The organism is Mesorhizobium sp. 43Arga, assembly GCF_053714255.1.
Genome location: NZ_JBSKBO010000012.1, coordinates 1 through 16877, shown reverse-complemented (window position 1 = coordinate 16877; position 16877 = coordinate 1). Strand labels below are relative to the sequence as shown.

General features: G+C 61.0%; 15 protein-coding genes. 13 read left to right on the top strand and 2 right to left on the bottom strand.

Going from position 1 to position 16877, the window contains the following annotated elements; genetic code table 11:
* The 8 genes from ACWGS8_RS30310 (at nucleotide 1) to ACWGS8_RS30275 (ending at nucleotide 6807) form a co-directional block, all read left to right on the top strand.
* Nucleotides 1–1446, top strand: a complete 1446-nt coding sequence (locus ACWGS8_RS30310; protein WP_454584381.1) for a type II and III secretion system protein family protein — start codon at nucleotides 1–3, stop codon at nucleotides 1444–1446.
* Nucleotides 1433–1735 (top strand): hypothetical protein, encoded by a 303-nt coding sequence (locus ACWGS8_RS30305; RefSeq protein WP_454584380.1) that lies wholly within the window; start codon nucleotides 1433–1435, stop codon nucleotides 1733–1735. The genes ACWGS8_RS30310 and ACWGS8_RS30305 overlap by 14 nt, the downstream gene beginning before the upstream one ends.
* A gap of 77 nt (nucleotides 1736–1812) precedes the next feature.
* On the top strand, nucleotides 1813–3315 hold the full coding sequence (locus ACWGS8_RS30300) for a TadE/TadG family type IV pilus assembly protein (RefSeq protein ID WP_454584379.1): 1503 nt from the start codon (nucleotides 1813–1815) through the stop codon (nucleotides 3313–3315).
* 5 nt (nucleotides 3316–3320) lie between these two features.
* Nucleotides 3321–3863 carry a TadE/TadG family type IV pilus assembly protein gene (locus tag ACWGS8_RS30295; protein WP_454584378.1) on the top strand — a complete coding sequence of 181 codons (543 nt, stop codon included), beginning with the start codon at nucleotides 3321–3323 and terminating at the stop codon, nucleotides 3861–3863.
* Nucleotides 3864–3865: 2 nt separating this feature from the next.
* Nucleotides 3866–4501, top strand: coding sequence for a TadE/TadG family type IV pilus assembly protein (locus ACWGS8_RS30290; protein ID WP_454584377.1), 636 nt, complete (start codon nucleotides 3866–3868; stop codon nucleotides 4499–4501).
* Nucleotides 4498–5661: an AAA family ATPase gene (locus ACWGS8_RS30285; protein ID WP_454584376.1), complete on the top strand. Its 1164-nt coding sequence runs from the start codon at nucleotides 4498–4500 to the stop codon at nucleotides 5659–5661. Before ACWGS8_RS30290 ends, ACWGS8_RS30285 begins: the two co-directional genes overlap by 4 nt.
* Nucleotides 5645–6235, top strand: coding sequence for a L,D-transpeptidase (locus ACWGS8_RS30280; RefSeq protein ID WP_454584375.1), 591 nt, complete (start codon nucleotides 5645–5647; stop codon nucleotides 6233–6235). Before ACWGS8_RS30285 ends, ACWGS8_RS30280 begins: the two co-directional genes overlap by 17 nt.
* The gene (locus ACWGS8_RS30275) at nucleotides 6232–6807 is read left to right on the top strand and encodes a hypothetical protein (protein WP_454584374.1); all 576 of its coding nucleotides are present in this window, start codon (nucleotides 6232–6234) and stop codon (nucleotides 6805–6807) included. The genes ACWGS8_RS30280 and ACWGS8_RS30275 overlap by 4 nt, the downstream gene beginning before the upstream one ends.
* A 138-nt stretch (nucleotides 6808–6945) precedes the next feature.
* Here the strand turns inward: ACWGS8_RS30275 and ACWGS8_RS30270 are convergent, their stop codons facing one another.
* A complete protein-coding gene (locus tag ACWGS8_RS30270) occupies nucleotides 6946–7482 on the bottom strand; it encodes a hypothetical protein (RefSeq protein WP_454584373.1) in 537 nt (178 codons plus the stop codon).
* Between the two features lie 459 nt (nucleotides 7483–7941).
* Between ACWGS8_RS30270 and ACWGS8_RS30265 the strand changes: the two genes are divergently transcribed.
* From ACWGS8_RS30265 to ACWGS8_RS30250, 4 genes are read left to right on the top strand one after another with little or no spacing between them, the layout of a single operon-like run.
* Complete coding sequence (locus ACWGS8_RS30265) at nucleotides 7942–9390, top strand: TolC family protein (protein WP_454584372.1); 1449 nt, start codon at nucleotides 7942–7944, stop codon at nucleotides 9388–9390.
* Between the two features lie 40 nt (nucleotides 9391–9430).
* Nucleotides 9431–11563, top strand: coding sequence for a type I secretion system permease/ATPase (locus tag ACWGS8_RS30260; protein ID WP_454584371.1), 2133 nt, complete (start codon nucleotides 9431–9433; stop codon nucleotides 11561–11563).
* Nucleotides 11564–11610: 47 nt separating this feature from the next.
* Entirely contained in the window at nucleotides 11611–12900 is a 1290-nt protein-coding gene (locus ACWGS8_RS30255) for an HlyD family type I secretion periplasmic adaptor subunit (RefSeq protein WP_454584370.1), read from the top strand.
* Nucleotides 12890–13531, top strand: a complete 642-nt coding sequence (locus ACWGS8_RS30250) for a ribbon-helix-helix domain-containing protein (protein ID WP_454584369.1) — start codon at nucleotides 12890–12892, stop codon at nucleotides 13529–13531. The genes ACWGS8_RS30255 and ACWGS8_RS30250 overlap by 11 nt, the downstream gene beginning before the upstream one ends.
* Nucleotides 13532–13615: 84 nt before the next feature.
* Here ACWGS8_RS30250 and ACWGS8_RS30245 read toward each other — a convergent pair whose 3' ends face one another.
* The gene (locus ACWGS8_RS30245; protein WP_454584368.1) at nucleotides 13616–14560 is read right to left on the bottom strand and encodes a transglutaminase-like cysteine peptidase; all 945 of its coding nucleotides are present in this window, start codon (nucleotides 14558–14560) and stop codon (nucleotides 13616–13618) included.
* A gap of 322 nt (nucleotides 14561–14882) precedes the next feature.
* Here ACWGS8_RS30245 and ACWGS8_RS30240 point away from each other — a divergent pair.
* Nucleotides 14883–16877: Ig-like domain-containing protein (locus tag ACWGS8_RS30240; protein ID WP_454584367.1), on the top strand; the 1995-nt coding region annotated here is incomplete at its 3' end.

Sequence of the window (16877 nt, the reverse complement as noted above, 5' to 3'; positions counted from 1 at the left end):
ATGCAGGGGTTTTGGGTGAGGATGGCTGCGGTCGCGCTGTCCTGTTTCGCGACGCTGCCAACGTGGAGTCTCGTGGCCGACGCCGCAGACCGCTTCATCGATGTGTCGAACCCCAGCGTTCATCGTGTTTTCCTGCCGATGTCGCAGTCGGTGACGATCGCGGTGAACGCCACCCTTGGTGATATCGTCGTCGGTGACGAAAAAATCGCCGACGCGCAACCGATGACCGACCGCACACTCTATGTCATCGGCAAGGGTGCCGGCACCACCACGGTCAATCTGTTCTCACCTGAAAAGCGCTCGCTCGGCGTCATCCAGATCGAGGTCGGCGTCGACGTCAGCGACATGGCGCAAGCCATCCGCCAGGTGGCCCCAAGGTCGCGCATCGAGATCGGCTCCGTCAACGGCAGGGTCAGGCTCGCCGGCCGTGTCAAGGACGGCGCCACGCTGGCGGCGATCCTGGAGGTGGCCAAGCAATATGGTCCCGACGACATCATCAATTCCGTCACGGTCGAAGACAGCCAGCAGGTCAATCTCGAAGTGCGCATTCTCGAAGCCAAGCGCAACGCTGGCCGAGATCTCGGCGTATCGATCAGGAGCACAAACAGCCGTGGCACGACACTCGTTGGAACCGGGATTACCGCCGTCGACAAGGACAAGGTGGTGCTCGGCACCGGAGGTTTTCTCAGCGACCTCCTGTCCACCTCCACTCCCTTCGGAGCCCTGCTCACTCGCGTTATCGACAACAATATCAAGGTCGATTTGTACATCGAGGCGCTTGAGGCCAAGGGCGCGGTGCGCACACTTGCCAATCCCAATCTCACCACGCTCTCCGGCGAGCAGGCAAGTTTCAACGCCGGTGGTGAAGTCCCTATCCGAACTCTCGACAAGAATGGTGAGATAAGCATCGTCTACAAGCAATTCGGCGTCAATCTTCTGTTCACGCCGGTCGTACTCGACGACGGCAAGATCCACATGAACCTGGCGCCGGAAGTCAGCGACCTGAACGGCTTCACCACAGCCGGCGACCCGATCTTCACCAACCGCAAACTGTCCACCGTCGTCGAATTGCGCGACGGCCAGAGCTTTGCGGTCGGCGGGCTCCTGTCCAGCAGGACCACCAAGCTGCAGAACCAGGTGCCATGGCTCGGCCAGGTGCCAGTGATCGGAACGCTGTTCCGCAATTCGAGCAACCAGAAGGAAGAGACCGAGCTGGTCGTCATCGTCACGCCGCATGTCGTGCGGCCAGTGAAGCCCGGCGAACAGCTGGCAACGCCTTTCGACAAGACGCGGCCCGCCAACGACCCGGAATTCTTCGTGCTCGGCCAGCTCGAAGTGAACAAGGACATGATCCGAAAATATGAAACGGGCGACGGTGTCACCGGCCCCTATGGCCACATGCTGAACTTCAAATCGAAGGACAAGATGCTCTATGTCAAGAAATAGCGCCTTGATCCTCGTGCTGACCACCGGCCTGCTGACGGGTTGTGCCGCGGACTATCTGAATCACTACGATTCGGTGACCTTGGCCGCGGGCGACTCACAGAAGCACAATTCGCTTCTGCAGACAGTCGATCCGTTCAACCCGGCCTCGAGGAACACGCACATAGAGGGTGACGGCCAGCGCGCCGCCGCCGTGGCTCACAACTACAAGTTTCCACCACCGCCGCCGCCGCCACCTGCCATCACGGTCAATGTCGGCGGGGCGGGGTCGAGTGTGACGACGACGCCGTAAACTGAAACGGAAGGATGCGGTTTCAGCGCGCCAGGCCATACGAGGAAACCTGGCGCCAGGGAGCAAAGAGTAAGGCCATGCTGCGAACCATTCGCGCGTTCTGGCACGATCAGAGGGGAATAGCGCTAATCCTCGTCAGCGTTACACTGCCGGCGATCATCGGCTTTTCGCTACTGGCGATCGACATGAGCCGGGTCAACAACTTGCACAACGACCTGCAGAAGGGCGCCGATGCCTTTGCGTTGGCGGGAGCCGCCGAGCTTGATGGCTTGCCCGGTTCATGGGCCAGAGCCGAACGCGCCATGGCGACACTTGTTGCCAATCAGGCCGCTTTCTCAACCGTTGGCGCTAATGGCCGGTTCACTTTGACTTCCGGGCAACCAGGCGGCACCGCACGCTGCAACAGCGCCGGCAACATTTCGTGGTGTTTCCTGAAGACCATACCCGCGTCGGACGGAACTCCGGTCACCAGCGCGAACTATGCCAATGCAACGCAATCCGTCGGCGAAGATGAAACGGCATTCATTGAAGTGAAGGTCGCACCGACTGGCTTCGCCGCGATTTTCCCAGCGTCGTTTCTGACGGGCAATTCGGCCAGTAACGGGTTCAACGTTGCGGCCTCGGCGGTCGCCGGATTCACGTCGGGCGTCTGCGATTACACGCCCGTTTTCATGTGCAACCCGTATGAGGACACAACCATCACCGGCGGCGTCACGCTGGAACAGGCGGCACAAACCAGGCAATACCGTCGCCGCCAGATCGTGTTGCGTGGAGACGGATCCTACTTTCCCGGCAACTTCGCTTTCCTGGCTTCTCCGTTCGGCAACGGCGCCAACCAGCTCGAAAAGATGCTCGCAGACTCTAAGCCGCAGAATTGTTATTCGCGCGACGGCGTCGACACCGAGCCGGGACAGAACGCCGGCCCTGTCGAGAACGGCATCAACTCGCGCTTCGGCATCGATTCGTCCAGCTACTCGGACGGACCCGCGGTCAATGTGCGCAAGGGTGCCACGAACGGCAGCCAGTTCGTCAAGAGCAACAAGGTCGACTATGAAACAGACCCGACAAAGGGTGTCGGGCTTGAGCGCGATTCGTGCCAGATCGCGGGCAACTGCACCATGATGGGCGGCCGCATGGGTGCCGGTGACTGGAATTTCGCGCGCTACTGGGCCGCCAATCATCCCACACGTGCCGTGCCAGCGGCTCTATCAGGAACCGGCGCCAATCTCCCGACACGCTATGAGGTCTATCGCTACGAGATCGACAACAATATCTATCAGGATCCTGCCGTCGGTGGCGAAACGGGAGTGCCGCCCGCCGGAGCCGGCACGCCGATCTCGACGCCCGACCGCCGGTTGCTTTACGGCGCAATCCTGGACTGCAATGCGCTTCAGGCTTCGGGCACGAATTTCAGCGGCCGCCAGACGGGCATTCCGGTGAGGAGATTCGGCAGCTTCTTCATCACCGAGCCGATCAAGGACGGGAAGAATATCTACGTCGAGCTGGTCGACATTACCGGCAAGGGCGGCAATGGCACGCTCGACAACTACCTGCGCGATGAAGCGCAGCTCTATCGGTGACCGCGATGTTCAAGATGCTGTCCCGATATATTGATCGATTTCGACACGACCAGCGCGGCGCGGTGATGGTCGAGATGACACTGATCACGCCGCTGATGCTGGTCTTGTCGGCCGGGGTGTTCGAGTTCGGCAATCTAATCCATGACAAGCTGCTGATGGAGGCCGGGCTTACAGACGCCGCTCGTTTTGCCGCGCGCTGCAACAGTCAGCTGTACACCGACTCCGGGCTGGCAGCGATCAACTGTACCAACATTGCCGCGAACATCGCCGTCTACGGCAACCCATCTGTAACCGTTGTCAACGGCGTCGTGACCGATACTCCGCGCGTCAGCGGCTGGCAGACATCGAATGTGACCGTGACGACGAACAACTCCTGCCAGGACACCGTGGTGGGCGGCGTTACCCAATATCGCTCCACCACCGCACAAGTCTGCACCGTACGCGCGTCCGGTACCTACCCATACACCGGTGTCGGGATGCTGTCGTTCATCGGCATCGGGCCGATAACGCTGCAGGGCTCCCACGACGAGCGGTTGATCCGGTTCTGACCATGATCCAGCGTTTCGCAAAATCGGAAGACGGCGCGGCGATGGTGGAAATGACCATCGTATCGACGCTGCTGTTCTCGCTGGTCTTGGGCTTCGTCGATTTCGGCTACGCGTTCTATCAATGGAACGCGGCTACCAAGGCCGTTCAGGTCGGCGCCCGGCTGGCGGCGATATCGGATGCGGTGGCAACCAACCTCGCGACCGCGGCCCCGATCGCGTCTCCCGGCGCCCCGGTTGCCGCCGGCGCCTATGGTCCCTTCGTCTGCACCTACAACGCCGGCACGGGCGCTTGCAGCAACAGCGGCGGCTTCAGCGCCGCCAATTTCAGCCGCATCTTTCGTGGCGACACCGCAAACACCAATGACGATGTCTGCCCTGCGCTGGCGGCAAACCAGCGGCCGGGCATGTGCCACTTCTTCCCGGGCCTGCTGCGCAGCAACGTCGTCGTCAGCTACACGGCCACCGGCCTCGGCTATCAGACCCGGCTTGGCGGTCCGGTTCCGACAATCACCGTCAGCCTGCAGAACCGGACCTTCCAGTTCTTCTTCCTCCAGGGACTGATGGGTTTCGCCAACATCAACATGCCCTCCATGCTGAGCACGGTCACGGGCGAAGACTTGAAGAGCACCTGGCCATGAATGCCATCAACACCAAGGTTACACCGACCAAACGAAAGCAGGTGGCGTTGTTTTCGTCGGATCCGAATTTCAAGCGCGAGGTGGCGACGCGGCTCGATGCGCTGGCGATCTATGATGTCAGGGTTTCCGAGACGGATGACTTTCTCAAAGGCCCGCCCGCCGATACGCGCCCGGGCATCGTCATCCTCGATCTCGGCGGAGGCGAGTTGCTCGGCAGGGCCGGCATTGTCGAGGCGCGCGCTCTGTGGGCGACGGTGCCGCTGATCGCGGTTTCCGATGAGCTGACGTCGGAACAGACGCGCGTGCTGGTGCGCATGAACGCCTCGGACTGGCTGCACAAGCCGCTCGACGGCAAGGAACTGCTCAATGCGGTGACCTTCCATGACACCGGCAACCAGGGCGCCAAAAGCCGCATCATCACCTTCATCAGCGCCAGCGGCGGCGCGGGCGCCACGACGCTGGCGTTGTCGGCGGCCGAATTCCTCGCCTCGAAATCGACTGAGCGCGCGGCTTCGACCTGTCTGGTCGATCTCGATTTCCAGAGCGCCAATTGCGGCGCCTATCTCAATCTGTTCAACCAGTTCGACCTCGCGGGCATCATCAACCAGCCGGAAAGGCTGGATGTCGAGCTGATGGATGTCATCAAGCTGACGCGCCCATCCGGTCTCACCCTCTACGCGTTCGAGCGGCCGCAACTGCCCTTCGAACCGCATGGCGGCGATTTCGTCTTCCGGCTTCTGGACCTCGTCGCCTACCGCTTCGACGACATCGTCATCGACCTGCCCAATATCGAAACGCCCTGGCACAATTCGGTGCTGTCGACCAGCGACGAGATCTTCATCGTCTTCGAACTCAACGTCGCTTCGCTGCGGCAAGGCAAGCGGCTCTACAAGAAGATCCGCGAGATGCGGGGCAATGCGGTCAGCATCACGCTCGTCGCCAACAAGCATAAGCGCAAATGGTTCGGGAACCATTTTTCGCGCAGCGAGCTCGAGAAGATATTCAAGGCGCCGCACATCAAATCGGTCGCGCTGGACAACGCCCTTCTGACCGATGCCTTGAACCGGGCGATCCTGCCCTCCGAAGTGGACGGGCGGGCGCGCTTCAACAAGGATCTGAAGAAGATGTTCAAAGAGCGGCTTGATGACGCTACCCGGTAGAGATGACCTCGTCCCCAGGCTGGCCGGCGCCTGCGTGCTCGGCCTGGTGCTGACATTGTCCGCCCAGGGCTTCGCCCAGGCGCGGTCGGGGCTTTCGGATCGGCCGCCGCTGCCGGCAATGGGTCCCAGCCTGCGCAAGGCGGTTGTCTTCGCGACCACCGAACAACCGGGAACAATCATCATTCGCAAGAGCGAGAAGGCGCTTTACCTGGTGACCCGCCAGGGTCAGGCTTTGCGCTACCAGATCAGCGTCGGGCGTGACGGATTTGGCTGGACCGGGGTGGTGAAGGTCGGCGCCAAGACGGAATGGCCGCAGTGGCGCCCGCCCCGCGAAATGCGCGCCCGCCAGCCGGAACTGCCGGAACTGGTGCCCTCGGGTCCGTACAATCCGCTCGGCGCGCGGGCGCTGTATCTGCTGCGAGACGGACGCGACACGCTCTACCGTATTCACGGCACCAACGATCCCTCGGGCGTGGGATTCGACGGCACGTCGGGCTGTTTTCGCCTGACCAACACGGATGTGATCGATCTTTTCAAGCGCGTGCCAATTGGCACAAAGGTGGTGGTTCAATGACGACGATCAGCGACCCGCATGTACCGACTGTCTCGGCCGAGCCGATTGAACCGCAACTGCTCGGCAGGGATGCGAGCCGGTCGCGGCTGGCCGTTGTGATCGGCGCTGGATTGACCCTGTTTGCCGTGCTGAACGCAACCGCCGCCATCTACCTCTATCGAGGCATCAACGACCTGCGCACCGTGGAGGGACGTCTCGAGGAACTCGGTGCCTTCGAGCAGCGGATCGTTGCCCGGCTCGACACGGTCAACAACGGTTTTCAAAGCAGATTTGAACGGCTGGACAGCCAACTGCAGGGCAATTTCAACGAAATCAACGGCAACATAGCCCGGTTGGAACAAAACCCGCCCTTGGCGCGCGACAACAGTATCACCAGCGCGGCGGAACCCGTCGTCGCCACCAGCACCGTGGCGGACGCCTCTTCCGGCAACAGCGATGTCGCGGCCGAACCCGTGGCTGTCGAGACGCCACGGCCAATCAAGCGTAGGAGTGCCGCGCCCCCTGGCCCGAACCCCGCCTACCAGCGAACGGAGACGCCGGACGGCAAGGTCTATTATCGCAAGATCAATTGAGGCATGTCGCGTTCCGGTGTGAAACCCGGTGCGCCCACTAGAGCATTTCACCGTTTCACGGAAACGGCAAACTGCTCTAACTCTTTGTTTTGACGCAATTCCGGACGGAAAACCGCTCACACTTTTCCTGGAATTGCTCTAAAAATCCCGTCCCAAAGTCATGAGGCGCAGGGCCAGGGACTCTGCGCGCAGTCGCGTCTCGCGAAGGAACGCGACATGACAGTACGCGCAGGCCGCGAAACCCAGAACGAGCACCAGGCTGTTCTGCCAGGTAAAATCGATCTTCAGGGCGAATTGGAGACCGTTGGACATTGGAAAAGCCGCGACCGTGCTCGCCGTCTGCGAATGACTGCTGGAAGCGATCATCAATCCGGCAAACAGCAGGGCAACGTGGTTGGCCAGGAAGAAGGCGGCCGCTGGTCTCACACGGCATGCGCTCCAGAACACCAGCGCCGCGGCAACCAGGATGAGGGCATCCAGGGCCATCGAACCGTAGAGATACAGGTCGACCTGTTGCCAGAACATCGCCGGCAAGGGGCGCAGCTCAAGCCAGATCCGCCACATTGCGGGGCTGGCGGGATAGCTCCCGAGCAGCATGGTAGCCATTCGCTCGCAAGCCAAAACCATCAGGATGAAAGCCGGAAAAGCGAAGAGTAGTAGTGGCCTGCGCTTCATTTTAACCTCGACAATCTGGCATCAGCATAGATTGCAGAGATTGCGCGAGGCTTAACGCAAGGGCGCCCCACTATCGCCCTGCTTGGGAGTTCATGCGGGCAGCCCTCAATTCAGTATCGGCCCTTCATGCAGTGGCCGCCTGATCTTGGCCGAACGCCGTCAAATTTTTCACGGCCGCCTTCCGGCCCATGCGGGCTTCATACGATTCTGCCCGCATTTGAGCCGCATGTGGGTCTGGACTTTTCCACACCTGGCGGCGTTCAGCAGAGCCGCAGCCAAGCCATTTTGTGCCATTTTTGCTACATTTCCCAACCTTATGGCCCAAATATCTAATTTAGGCTGCTCTAAATTAATAATCACTCACATATTTCTTGAAATTGTTGGATAGTCGCCTGAGACAGGCTCAGGCTTGGATCAGCGCCTCGCAAAGGGCGCAGGGGAAACGTTGGGGCGGGTTAAATGAATACGATAGGCATGTCGACTGTGGGCAAACGCCTCGGTCTTTTGATGGCGGCTACGATGCTGGCCTGCGCAAGTGCGAGTGCACTTACGCTCAAGGAAGCGATGGCGGTTGCCGTCGAATCCAATCCCGAAATCGGCCAGGCCATAGAAAATCGCGAAGCAATCGAGTTCGAGCTGCGTCAGGCAAAGGGCCTCTATCTTCCCAGCGTCGACCTGGAAGCGTCGGCCGGGGCTCGCCGTCTCGACAATTCCTCGCGGCGCGTGCTCTCGATAGAGGATGACGCACTTTATCCGGCGGAAACCGATCTGACGGTTTCGCAAACGCTCTATGACAGCGGCGCAAGGCGGGCCGAATTGAACCGCCAGGCCTCGCGCGTCGACGGCGCGTCGTTTCGTGTGCTGGAGCGGTCCGAATTCATCGGACTCTCGGTTGTCCAGGACTATCTCGAATACATGCTTCAGGGTTCGATCGTGGCTGAGGCAAAGAAGAACCTCGGCTTCCACCAAGCAATGCTCCACGACATTCAGGAAGGCATTGCTGGCGGCGGCTTGAACGAGGCCGACCGGCAACAGGCCGAAGAGCGCCTGTTCGCGGCCAAGGCCCGCATGCAGGAAGCCTCGGAGGAGCTGGAGGCTTCGAGGATACGGTTCTTCAAGACCGTCGGGAAGCCGTTGACCAATGCATCGAGGCCGGCCGATGTTTCCGGCGCGCTGCCAAGGTCGCTGGACGATGCGATTGGCCTTGCGCGGGAAAGCAATCCGCGCGTCCATATGGCCAATAGCGATATCGCCGCCGCGGCCTCGCTGGTGGACGCGGCCCGTGCGAAATACGGCCCGTCGATCGTCGCCGAAGGCGTCGCCCGGGGTGGGTATGACATCGACGGCGCCAATGGAGACACGTCCGACCTGCAGGCACGCCTGGTGCTGCGGTGGAACCTGTACCGGGGCGGCATCGACAAGGCCAATGAGCAGGAGCAGATCCGTCGCACCAGCGAGCAGCGGCTTGCGCAGCACCAGGTGCTGCGGGAAATCGAAGAAGCCGTTCGCACGTCGTGGGACCGCCGCTTCCGGCAAGCCGACCTGGCAAAGACGCTGAAGCTGCAGGCCGCTTCCAACGAGAAGCTGGTCGCGTCCTATCGCGAGCAATTCAAGGTCGGGCAGCGCTCGTTGCTCGATGTGCTGGATGCGCAGAATACACGGTTCAATACGGCGACACTGGCCGACACCGCATCCTACGCCTCTCTCTTTGCCCAATATCGGCTTCTCGCGGCCACTGGGCAGTTGCTGAAAACGATGGACATCCGCCCGCCAAAGCAGGCCGCGGCCTATGCGCGGACGGAGTTCGGCGCACCGGAAACGGCCGACACGGAAACCTATGCGCGGACGCCGTCGGAACAGAAGAACGACCTGCCATTCGATATCCTGGCACCGGTCAGGAAAAAGTAAGCGGATGTAAGGACCGATCGAAAGTCCTTAAGGGCGGATCGTGAACCAGCAACCCAACATCCTCTCCCCGAAGGAGGCGTTCAAGGCCTGCTTCTCGGCCATTGCCGGCTATCTCGGCAGGCCGAGCGCGCAGACCGTGCTGTTCGCCGGCGTGCCGCTGTCGGACACGCGTATCGACATCGAAGCTATCCGGCATATTGCCGAGCGCATCGGCCTTGAAATCACCGAATTCAGCCATCGCGAGTTTCTTCGGGGACGCATCGACCTCCCCGCCATCGTGTTTCGCGTCAGCCAATTGCCGGTTGCCCTGCTGGCCGAAACCGAGGACGGCGCATTCACGACCGCTCCCCAGGAGGATGGCCGCGTAACCATCACGAAATCCGAATTGGCGGCCAGCTACATCAGTGGCGGCGTTTCCTTCTCGATAACATACGCCAACGCTGCCGAAGGGATGAACGTCGGTTCGGCGCCGAAGATCGAGAGGCGACACTGGCTGACGGGAACGATGGGGCCGTTCTGGCGCACCTATTCGAAGGTCATCCTGGCGGCAATCTTCATCAACATGCTGGCCCTCGCCTCGCCGATCTTCACCATGAACGTCTACGACAGGATCTTGCCGAACAAGGCGATATCGACTTTGTGGGTGCTGTCGATCGGCATCGGCGCGGTCATCCTGTTCGACCTGCTTCTGAAAACCGCGAGGGCGTCCCTCATCGACTATGCCGGGCGCAAGGCGGATCTGCGCATTTCCTATTTGCTGTTCGAGAAAGTGCTGAACTCGTCCCTGTCGGCGCGGCCTGGCTCGACGGGCGAATATGCAAATCGGGTGACGCAGTATGAATTCGTGCGCGAATTCTTCACGTCGAACACCATCAGCGTGTTCATCGACACCGCCTTCGTGTTCGTTTTTCTCCTGGTCATCTACGCGATCGGCGGCTGGCTGGTCATCATACCGGCCTTGGCCTTCGTCGCCTCCGTGGTCGTCGGGCTGATCACGCAGCGGCGCATCGGCAAGCGTGTCGCGGCCTCCATGAACGAAGCCTCGCAACGGCAGGCGCTGCTGGTCGAATCCATCTCCACGCTGGAGACGATCAAGTCGCTGCGGGCCGAGGCGTATCTGCTGCGGAAATGGGGAGAGCATTCCAAGAATGCGTCCAACACGTCCGAAAAGATCAAGCAGCTTTCGGCGGCCGCCGGCAATATAACGCAGGCCATCCAGCAAATGGTCACCGTCGCCCTGATCGTGGCCGGTGCCTACGCCTTCTCGGAAGGACACGTCTCCACCGGGGCCATTATCGGCACCGTGATGCTGGCCAGCCGGGCAGTGTCTCCACTGGGCCAGATCGCAATCACCTTGTCCAGGCTTCGCCAGGCCATGCTCTCCTTGCGCATGGTGAACTCGATCATGGCGCAGCCGGAGGATCGCCCGGATACCGTGGGTTTCGTCAACCGGCCCATTCGCAACGGCGCCATGGTGTTCAGGAATGTCGGCTTTGTCTATCCGGGTTCCGAGAACGAGGTCCTGACCGGCCTGAATTTCTCGGTGAAGCCAGGTGAGCGCATCGGCATCATCGGCCGCATAGGTTCGGGAAAGACGACGATGGGCCGGCTGATCGGCAGGCTCTTCCTGCCGACATCAGGCGAGCTGCTGCTGGACGGGATCGACATCCGCCAATACCACCCTTCGGAGGTTCGCGCCGCGGTCGGGATCGTCGCGCAGGCCAACGATCTGTTTTCAGGCACCATCAAGGAAAACCTCCTGATGGCATGTCCGGAGGCGACCGATGAGCAGATCGTCGAAGCGGCCAAGGCTGCCGGCGTCGACGATTTCGTCTCTCGCCATCCGCGTGGCTACGACATGAATGTCGGCGAGCGCGGCACCAATCTATCGGGCGGCCAGAGGCAGACGATGGCGATTGCCCGTCTGTTGCTGACCAGACCGAAAATCGTCTTCCTGGACGAGCCGTCGGGGTCGATGGACCTGGCTTCCGAGCGGCAGCTGATCAAGCAGCTCAAAGTGGCTTTCGACCGGAACACGACGCTGATCGTTTCAACGCATCGCTTCAGCATGCTCGAACTGGCCGACCGTCTTATCGTCATCGAGCAAGGCAGGATCGTTGCCGATGGACCAAAGGACCAAGTGATACAGGCGCTGCAGAAAACAAGCGCCTGAGAAAAACAGACTTATTGAACGCATTCAATGCGTTGGGGTTGTAGGACATGCTTGCAAGGGAAGACCGGCCGCCGCTTTTCGCGTCGGCGTCCTTGTTCATCATAGGGGCACTCTTTGTGTCTTCCGTCGCCTGGGCGTCCTTTGCCGAGGTCGACGAAATCGCGCGCGGCGACGGCAAGGTCATACCGGCTTCCAAGACCCAGATCATCCAGGCCAGCGAGCCGGGCGTCGTTCAGGAAATTGCCGTGAAGATCGGGCAGATCGTCAAGAAGAACGATCTCATCATCCGCCTCGACAACACGATAAACACGTCCAGCCTCGGCGAGCAGCAGGCCAAGGCACGAGCGCTGCAGGCCCGCATCGCGCGGCTGAAATTCGAGCAGACCGGCAATATCGACGGTCCATTTCCCTGTCCGCCCGAAATCCAGAAGGTCGCCCCAGAAATCTGCGACAACGAGCAGAAGCTGCTCGTTGCGCGCCGTGACAACTTCCAGGTCAAGCTGTCGGTCCTCAAATCGCGCCTCGATCAGCGCCTGAACGAATTGGACGAAGCCAACGCCAATCTCGATCGCCTTACCAAGAATCTCGAAGTCAGCGACCGGGAAACGGCGCTGGTCGAATCCATGGTCAAGAAGGGGCTGATGGCCAGGACCGAGCAGATCCGTGTCGAACGCGAGCAGACCGAACTGCATGGGCAGCTGAACCTCGCCGGTGAAACCATCAAGAAGGCCAAGGCGGCCATCACCGAGGCCCAGCTTCAAGTCAACGAGCTCGGCCTGCAGCTGCAGCAGGAGGCGCTGAGCGACCTGACGCAGGCGCTGGCCGATCTTTCGGTCGTCGATGAGACCATACGCGGCGCTACCGACAAGGTGGCGCGCACGGATATTCGCTCGCCCGTCGACGGCATCGTCAACACGCTCGACATCAACACGGTCGGCGCCTTCGTGCAGCCCGGCGCGGTCGTGGCCGGCATCGTGCCGACTTCCGAGACACTGCTGGTCGAAGCGCGGGTTTCACCGCGCGATGTTGCCTTCATCCGGCCGGACCAGGACGCGCTTATCAAAATTACCGCCTATGATTTCTCGATTTTCGGCGGCATCGAGGGCAAGGTCTCCAACATCACCGCCGACAGCCTGGTCGACCAGAAGACGGGCGAGCCCTACTACCAAGTGCGCGTCGCAACCGAGAGGTCGACACTGACACGGGATGGCAAGACCTATTCGATCATCCCCGGCATGATATGTTCGGTCGACATCAAGACCGGACGCAAAACCATCCTCACCTATCTGCTGAAGCCGATCAACAAGGCACGCGAGGAGGCAATGAGTGAACGATAGCGTCATTTCTCCTGCCGCCGATCGTGAGCGGCTGCTGCCACCCATGACGACAGAGGATTTCGGGCTGGAATTCCGGGTTGTGGCGCGTGGCGGCACACGACGCGGCATTCGTCTGGAGCGAGCGTTCTGGACCACGCTGAAGCAGATGGCCGAAAGCCGCAAATGCACGATCGGCATGCTGATCGACGAGATCGCCGAAAGCCATGCCCACACAGGAAACCTGACATCGGCAATCCGGGTGGCCTGCATGCGCGGACTGGCCGACGAAAACCAGACCTTGCGACGGCTTGCGTCGATCAAGACGATCAACGCCACTCTGGTCGCCTGCCCGTCACCGGCTTTTGCGCTCTCATCGTCGAAGAGGATCCTGACCTTTAATGCGCCGTTCCAGCAACTGGTCAGGCGTCAATTGCCGGTCGCGCCAAGCGAAGATGCGCGCCACGACTTGAAGCTTGCTCTCGATCTCAATGTCGCTGACATATTCGCGCGGCTCGACGCCAATGGCGAAACGCCGGTCGCCACCGGCTTCGTCATCGGCGCGGGCGACCGCCGCTACCGGGGGCAATTGAACGCGGTGCGGGCGCCGGTGCTCGAACCGGAGCTGCTGATGGCCTTCGTTTTCGGCGGCTAGTGCATATCGCCAGAAATTGATCCCTGTTCTGGGGAGGCGATATGAGAGCGAAGCGTGCCGAACCGGCTGCTTCGCTTGGGTATGCTATGGCTGCAGGCCTTCGCCAGGTGCGACCGTCGCAAGTCCGCCCTTGATATCGGCGACCTGGGCCGCGCCGGGCCTGGTGCCGTGGATCCACGCACGGTCGGTGCTGAACGAGTACAATGGCACGTAGTCCGGGAGATCGCTGTCGCGCGAGACGACGTTGCTCAGGCTGTCCAGAATGAAGACGCCGCTGCCGGTGCTGACGGACAGCACGGCATGAAAGAAACCGCGCTTGCGGTCCTGCAGGACGACGAGCGACATGCTCTGCGCCGGAATGCCGGCACGCAGCAGCGCCGCCATCTTGAGAATGGCGAAATCCTCGCAATCGCCCGCCCGCCGCTCGAGAATTTCGGAAGGCTTGGCCCAGTAGTCGAGCTTGCCGTAAACCGCGCTGTCCTTTTTGTAGGCGATGGCGTGATTTATGCTTGAGTTGATGAAGGACAGTTTGTCGACAAACCGCTTGTCCTTGGCGGCATTGACGATCGCGGTGAAGATGCTGTTCTTGCCGTCGCATCCATTACCCGCGGAACAGTCGACGATCGCCTTGTAGACCGGCGCCCAACGCGCGGAAACCGGAAAATTATGCATGGACAGCGCAACCGATCCGAACACGCCGGGGATGATCGCCGCCGTCTGGATGGGATCGATCCCGGCATTGCCTTGTGCCGTCGAAAAGCCGGTTTCCTGATCGCTGGCGGCAGGACCGTAGCTGCCGAGAACCATGCCTATAGTGTAGGCCGAAGCCGGCTGCCAGGGCTGCAGCCGCAACAGCGAAATGCCACCGAGGGCCGGAGGCGTTTCGACCTTCGCCAGCAGCGAATCGACACGATCGGCGCGCGTTGGGAGAGTGCGCGCGAACGATGGCTGCGGCAGGCCCATAATGCCGATTGCCAGCAGCAGCGCTTTGAGCCCGATTGCCGCCAGGGTAGATTTTTCTTTTGTCATAACGCCCACCTTTGACTGTGGACGCTACCAAGCCCGTCTCAAATTATTGGAAAGGAAGGTGGATAAGTTTCGTGTACTTGATACCTGTTGTTTTATTTAAAGTTTTATACAAGTTTATACTTCTGTTTACCAAGCGACCAAAGCCAATCCCAGCCGGACGGATCGCATACCGGCCAATGTATATCAGGTTATATGTTTCGAATTTACCACGCATAAAAAATGCCGAAGCCCGCATATCAGAATATATGAAACAGATTGCAGGACAGTTGCAAAGTAGAAGTGGCCACTGTCTCTTTCCGGGAAATGCCGGAGGGGTTTGGCTATGACCACCAGTAACGATTTGGACACCGTCTCTCATTCCCGGGACGAGCACTCTGAACATAACGGCCTGCCGTCGCTGGCGCAGATGCAGGTCGCGGAGGCCAGCCCGGCGCAAAAGGCGGCCCCCGCCGCCGCTGAACCGGTTCCTGTCGATGTCGGCAACGGCGCGCCCGTCAAACCGGAAGCACCTACAGAGGCGACGATGCCGCCGGCAGCCGCGCCGCACGAATATGCGGCCGACGCCAACCATGTGGTGAAGCTTCCGGCCAATGTCTCGATCGACAACATCAAGGTCGACGGCCATAACCTCGTGCTCGAGCAGGCGGACGGATCGGTGATCGTCATCAAGGACGGCGCCCTCAACGTGCCGACCTTCATCATTGGCGATGTCGAAGTGCCGCGTGTTGCCTTGATCGCGGCGTTGGAAGCAAGCCATGTCGACGTCGCCTTCGGCGCCGACGGTTCGATATCGGCAGGCGCCGGCGGTTCACCCTCGAGTGCCGGCGGAGACTTCTCTGTTCCCCCTGGCGGTATCGGCGACGGATTCGGCCTGTCGGCGCTGTTGCCGCCGACGGATCTGGCGTTCGGCCAGCCGGAACATCGCGAACTGTTCCCGTCTCTGGTCGACAGGCCGGTTTCAGTGGTGGCCACGTCATTGCTCAACCCCGACCAGGCAGCCAGTGAAACCGGCCTGAACGGCGGCCCGACACAGTCGCCGGGCAGCGACGCGCCGAGCAATGCGGAAACCTCCGGGGTCGGATCGATCAGTGTCAACGCGCCGGATGGGATCGGGTCAATCGTCATCAACGGCGTCGCCGTCACCGCCGCCGGCCAGCAGATTCCAGGGCAGTTCGGCTACATCACGATCCTTTCCTTCGATCCCAACACCGGTCACATCGACTACGATTATACGGTAACCCAGTCGGTCACCCATCCCGATCAGACAACCGGATTTGATCCCAACGACACGGTTCCCGACAATTTCAGCGTCACGGTTACGGATGTTGACGGCGATTCGGCCAGCACCACTTTTGCCGTCGCCATCATCGATGACGTGCCGACGGCGGTTGCCGATACGGACAGCGTCACGGAAGGCGGCACGGTAAACGGCAACGTGATGACCGGGCTTGGCGGCGACGGCAATCCGGCTGGCGCCGACACCAGGGGTGCCGACGGTGCTTCGGTGAGTGGCGTCACTGGCGCCGGGGCAACCACAGTGGTGGGCGGCGATTTCCATGTCGTTGGTCAGTATGGCACGCTGACGCTGAGCCCGGACGGGACCTACAGCTACGTTGCCAATGCCAATATCAGCAACGCATCGCCGGTGACGGACACCTTCACCTACACGCTGAAGGATGGCGACGGCGACACCTCGCAGACGACGCTGAATATCACCATCAGCGACGGGGTTGACCCGTCGGTGCTGACGAACGCGATCATCACCGTGGACGAGGCGGGGCTCGGCACCGTCAATGCGACCGGCAGCGCTGCCGCGACCAATGTCGAGGACGGCAGCGGAACGGTATCGTTTCATGCCGGTTCGGACAATATCACCGGGGTGGCGTTCACATCGGTTGCCGGCATCACGGCCGACGTCAACGGGGTTGCCGGCGCCGACATCGTCTGGACACTGGCCGGCCCGACGCAGATCACCGGTTCGATCAACGGCGTCGATGCCATCCGTATCGATCTGGTCGCGTCGTCGCTGCCTATTTTGGCTGGCAGCGACGGGTCGGCCACAATCAATGTGACGCTGCTCGACAACTTCCCGCATCCCGACGCGGGTGGGCAGAACATCATCAACCTGACCGGCATCAATGTGGTCGCCACGGATACGGACGGCAGCCAGGCGAGTGCAACGGTCCAGGTCAACGTCGTCGACGACGTGCCGACGGCGCACAATGACGGCCCCTATGCGGTCGTCGAGGATGGTGCGGGTGCGGCCAACACGCCGCCGACCAGCACGGTCTCGGGCGACGTGCTTGCCAATGACGTC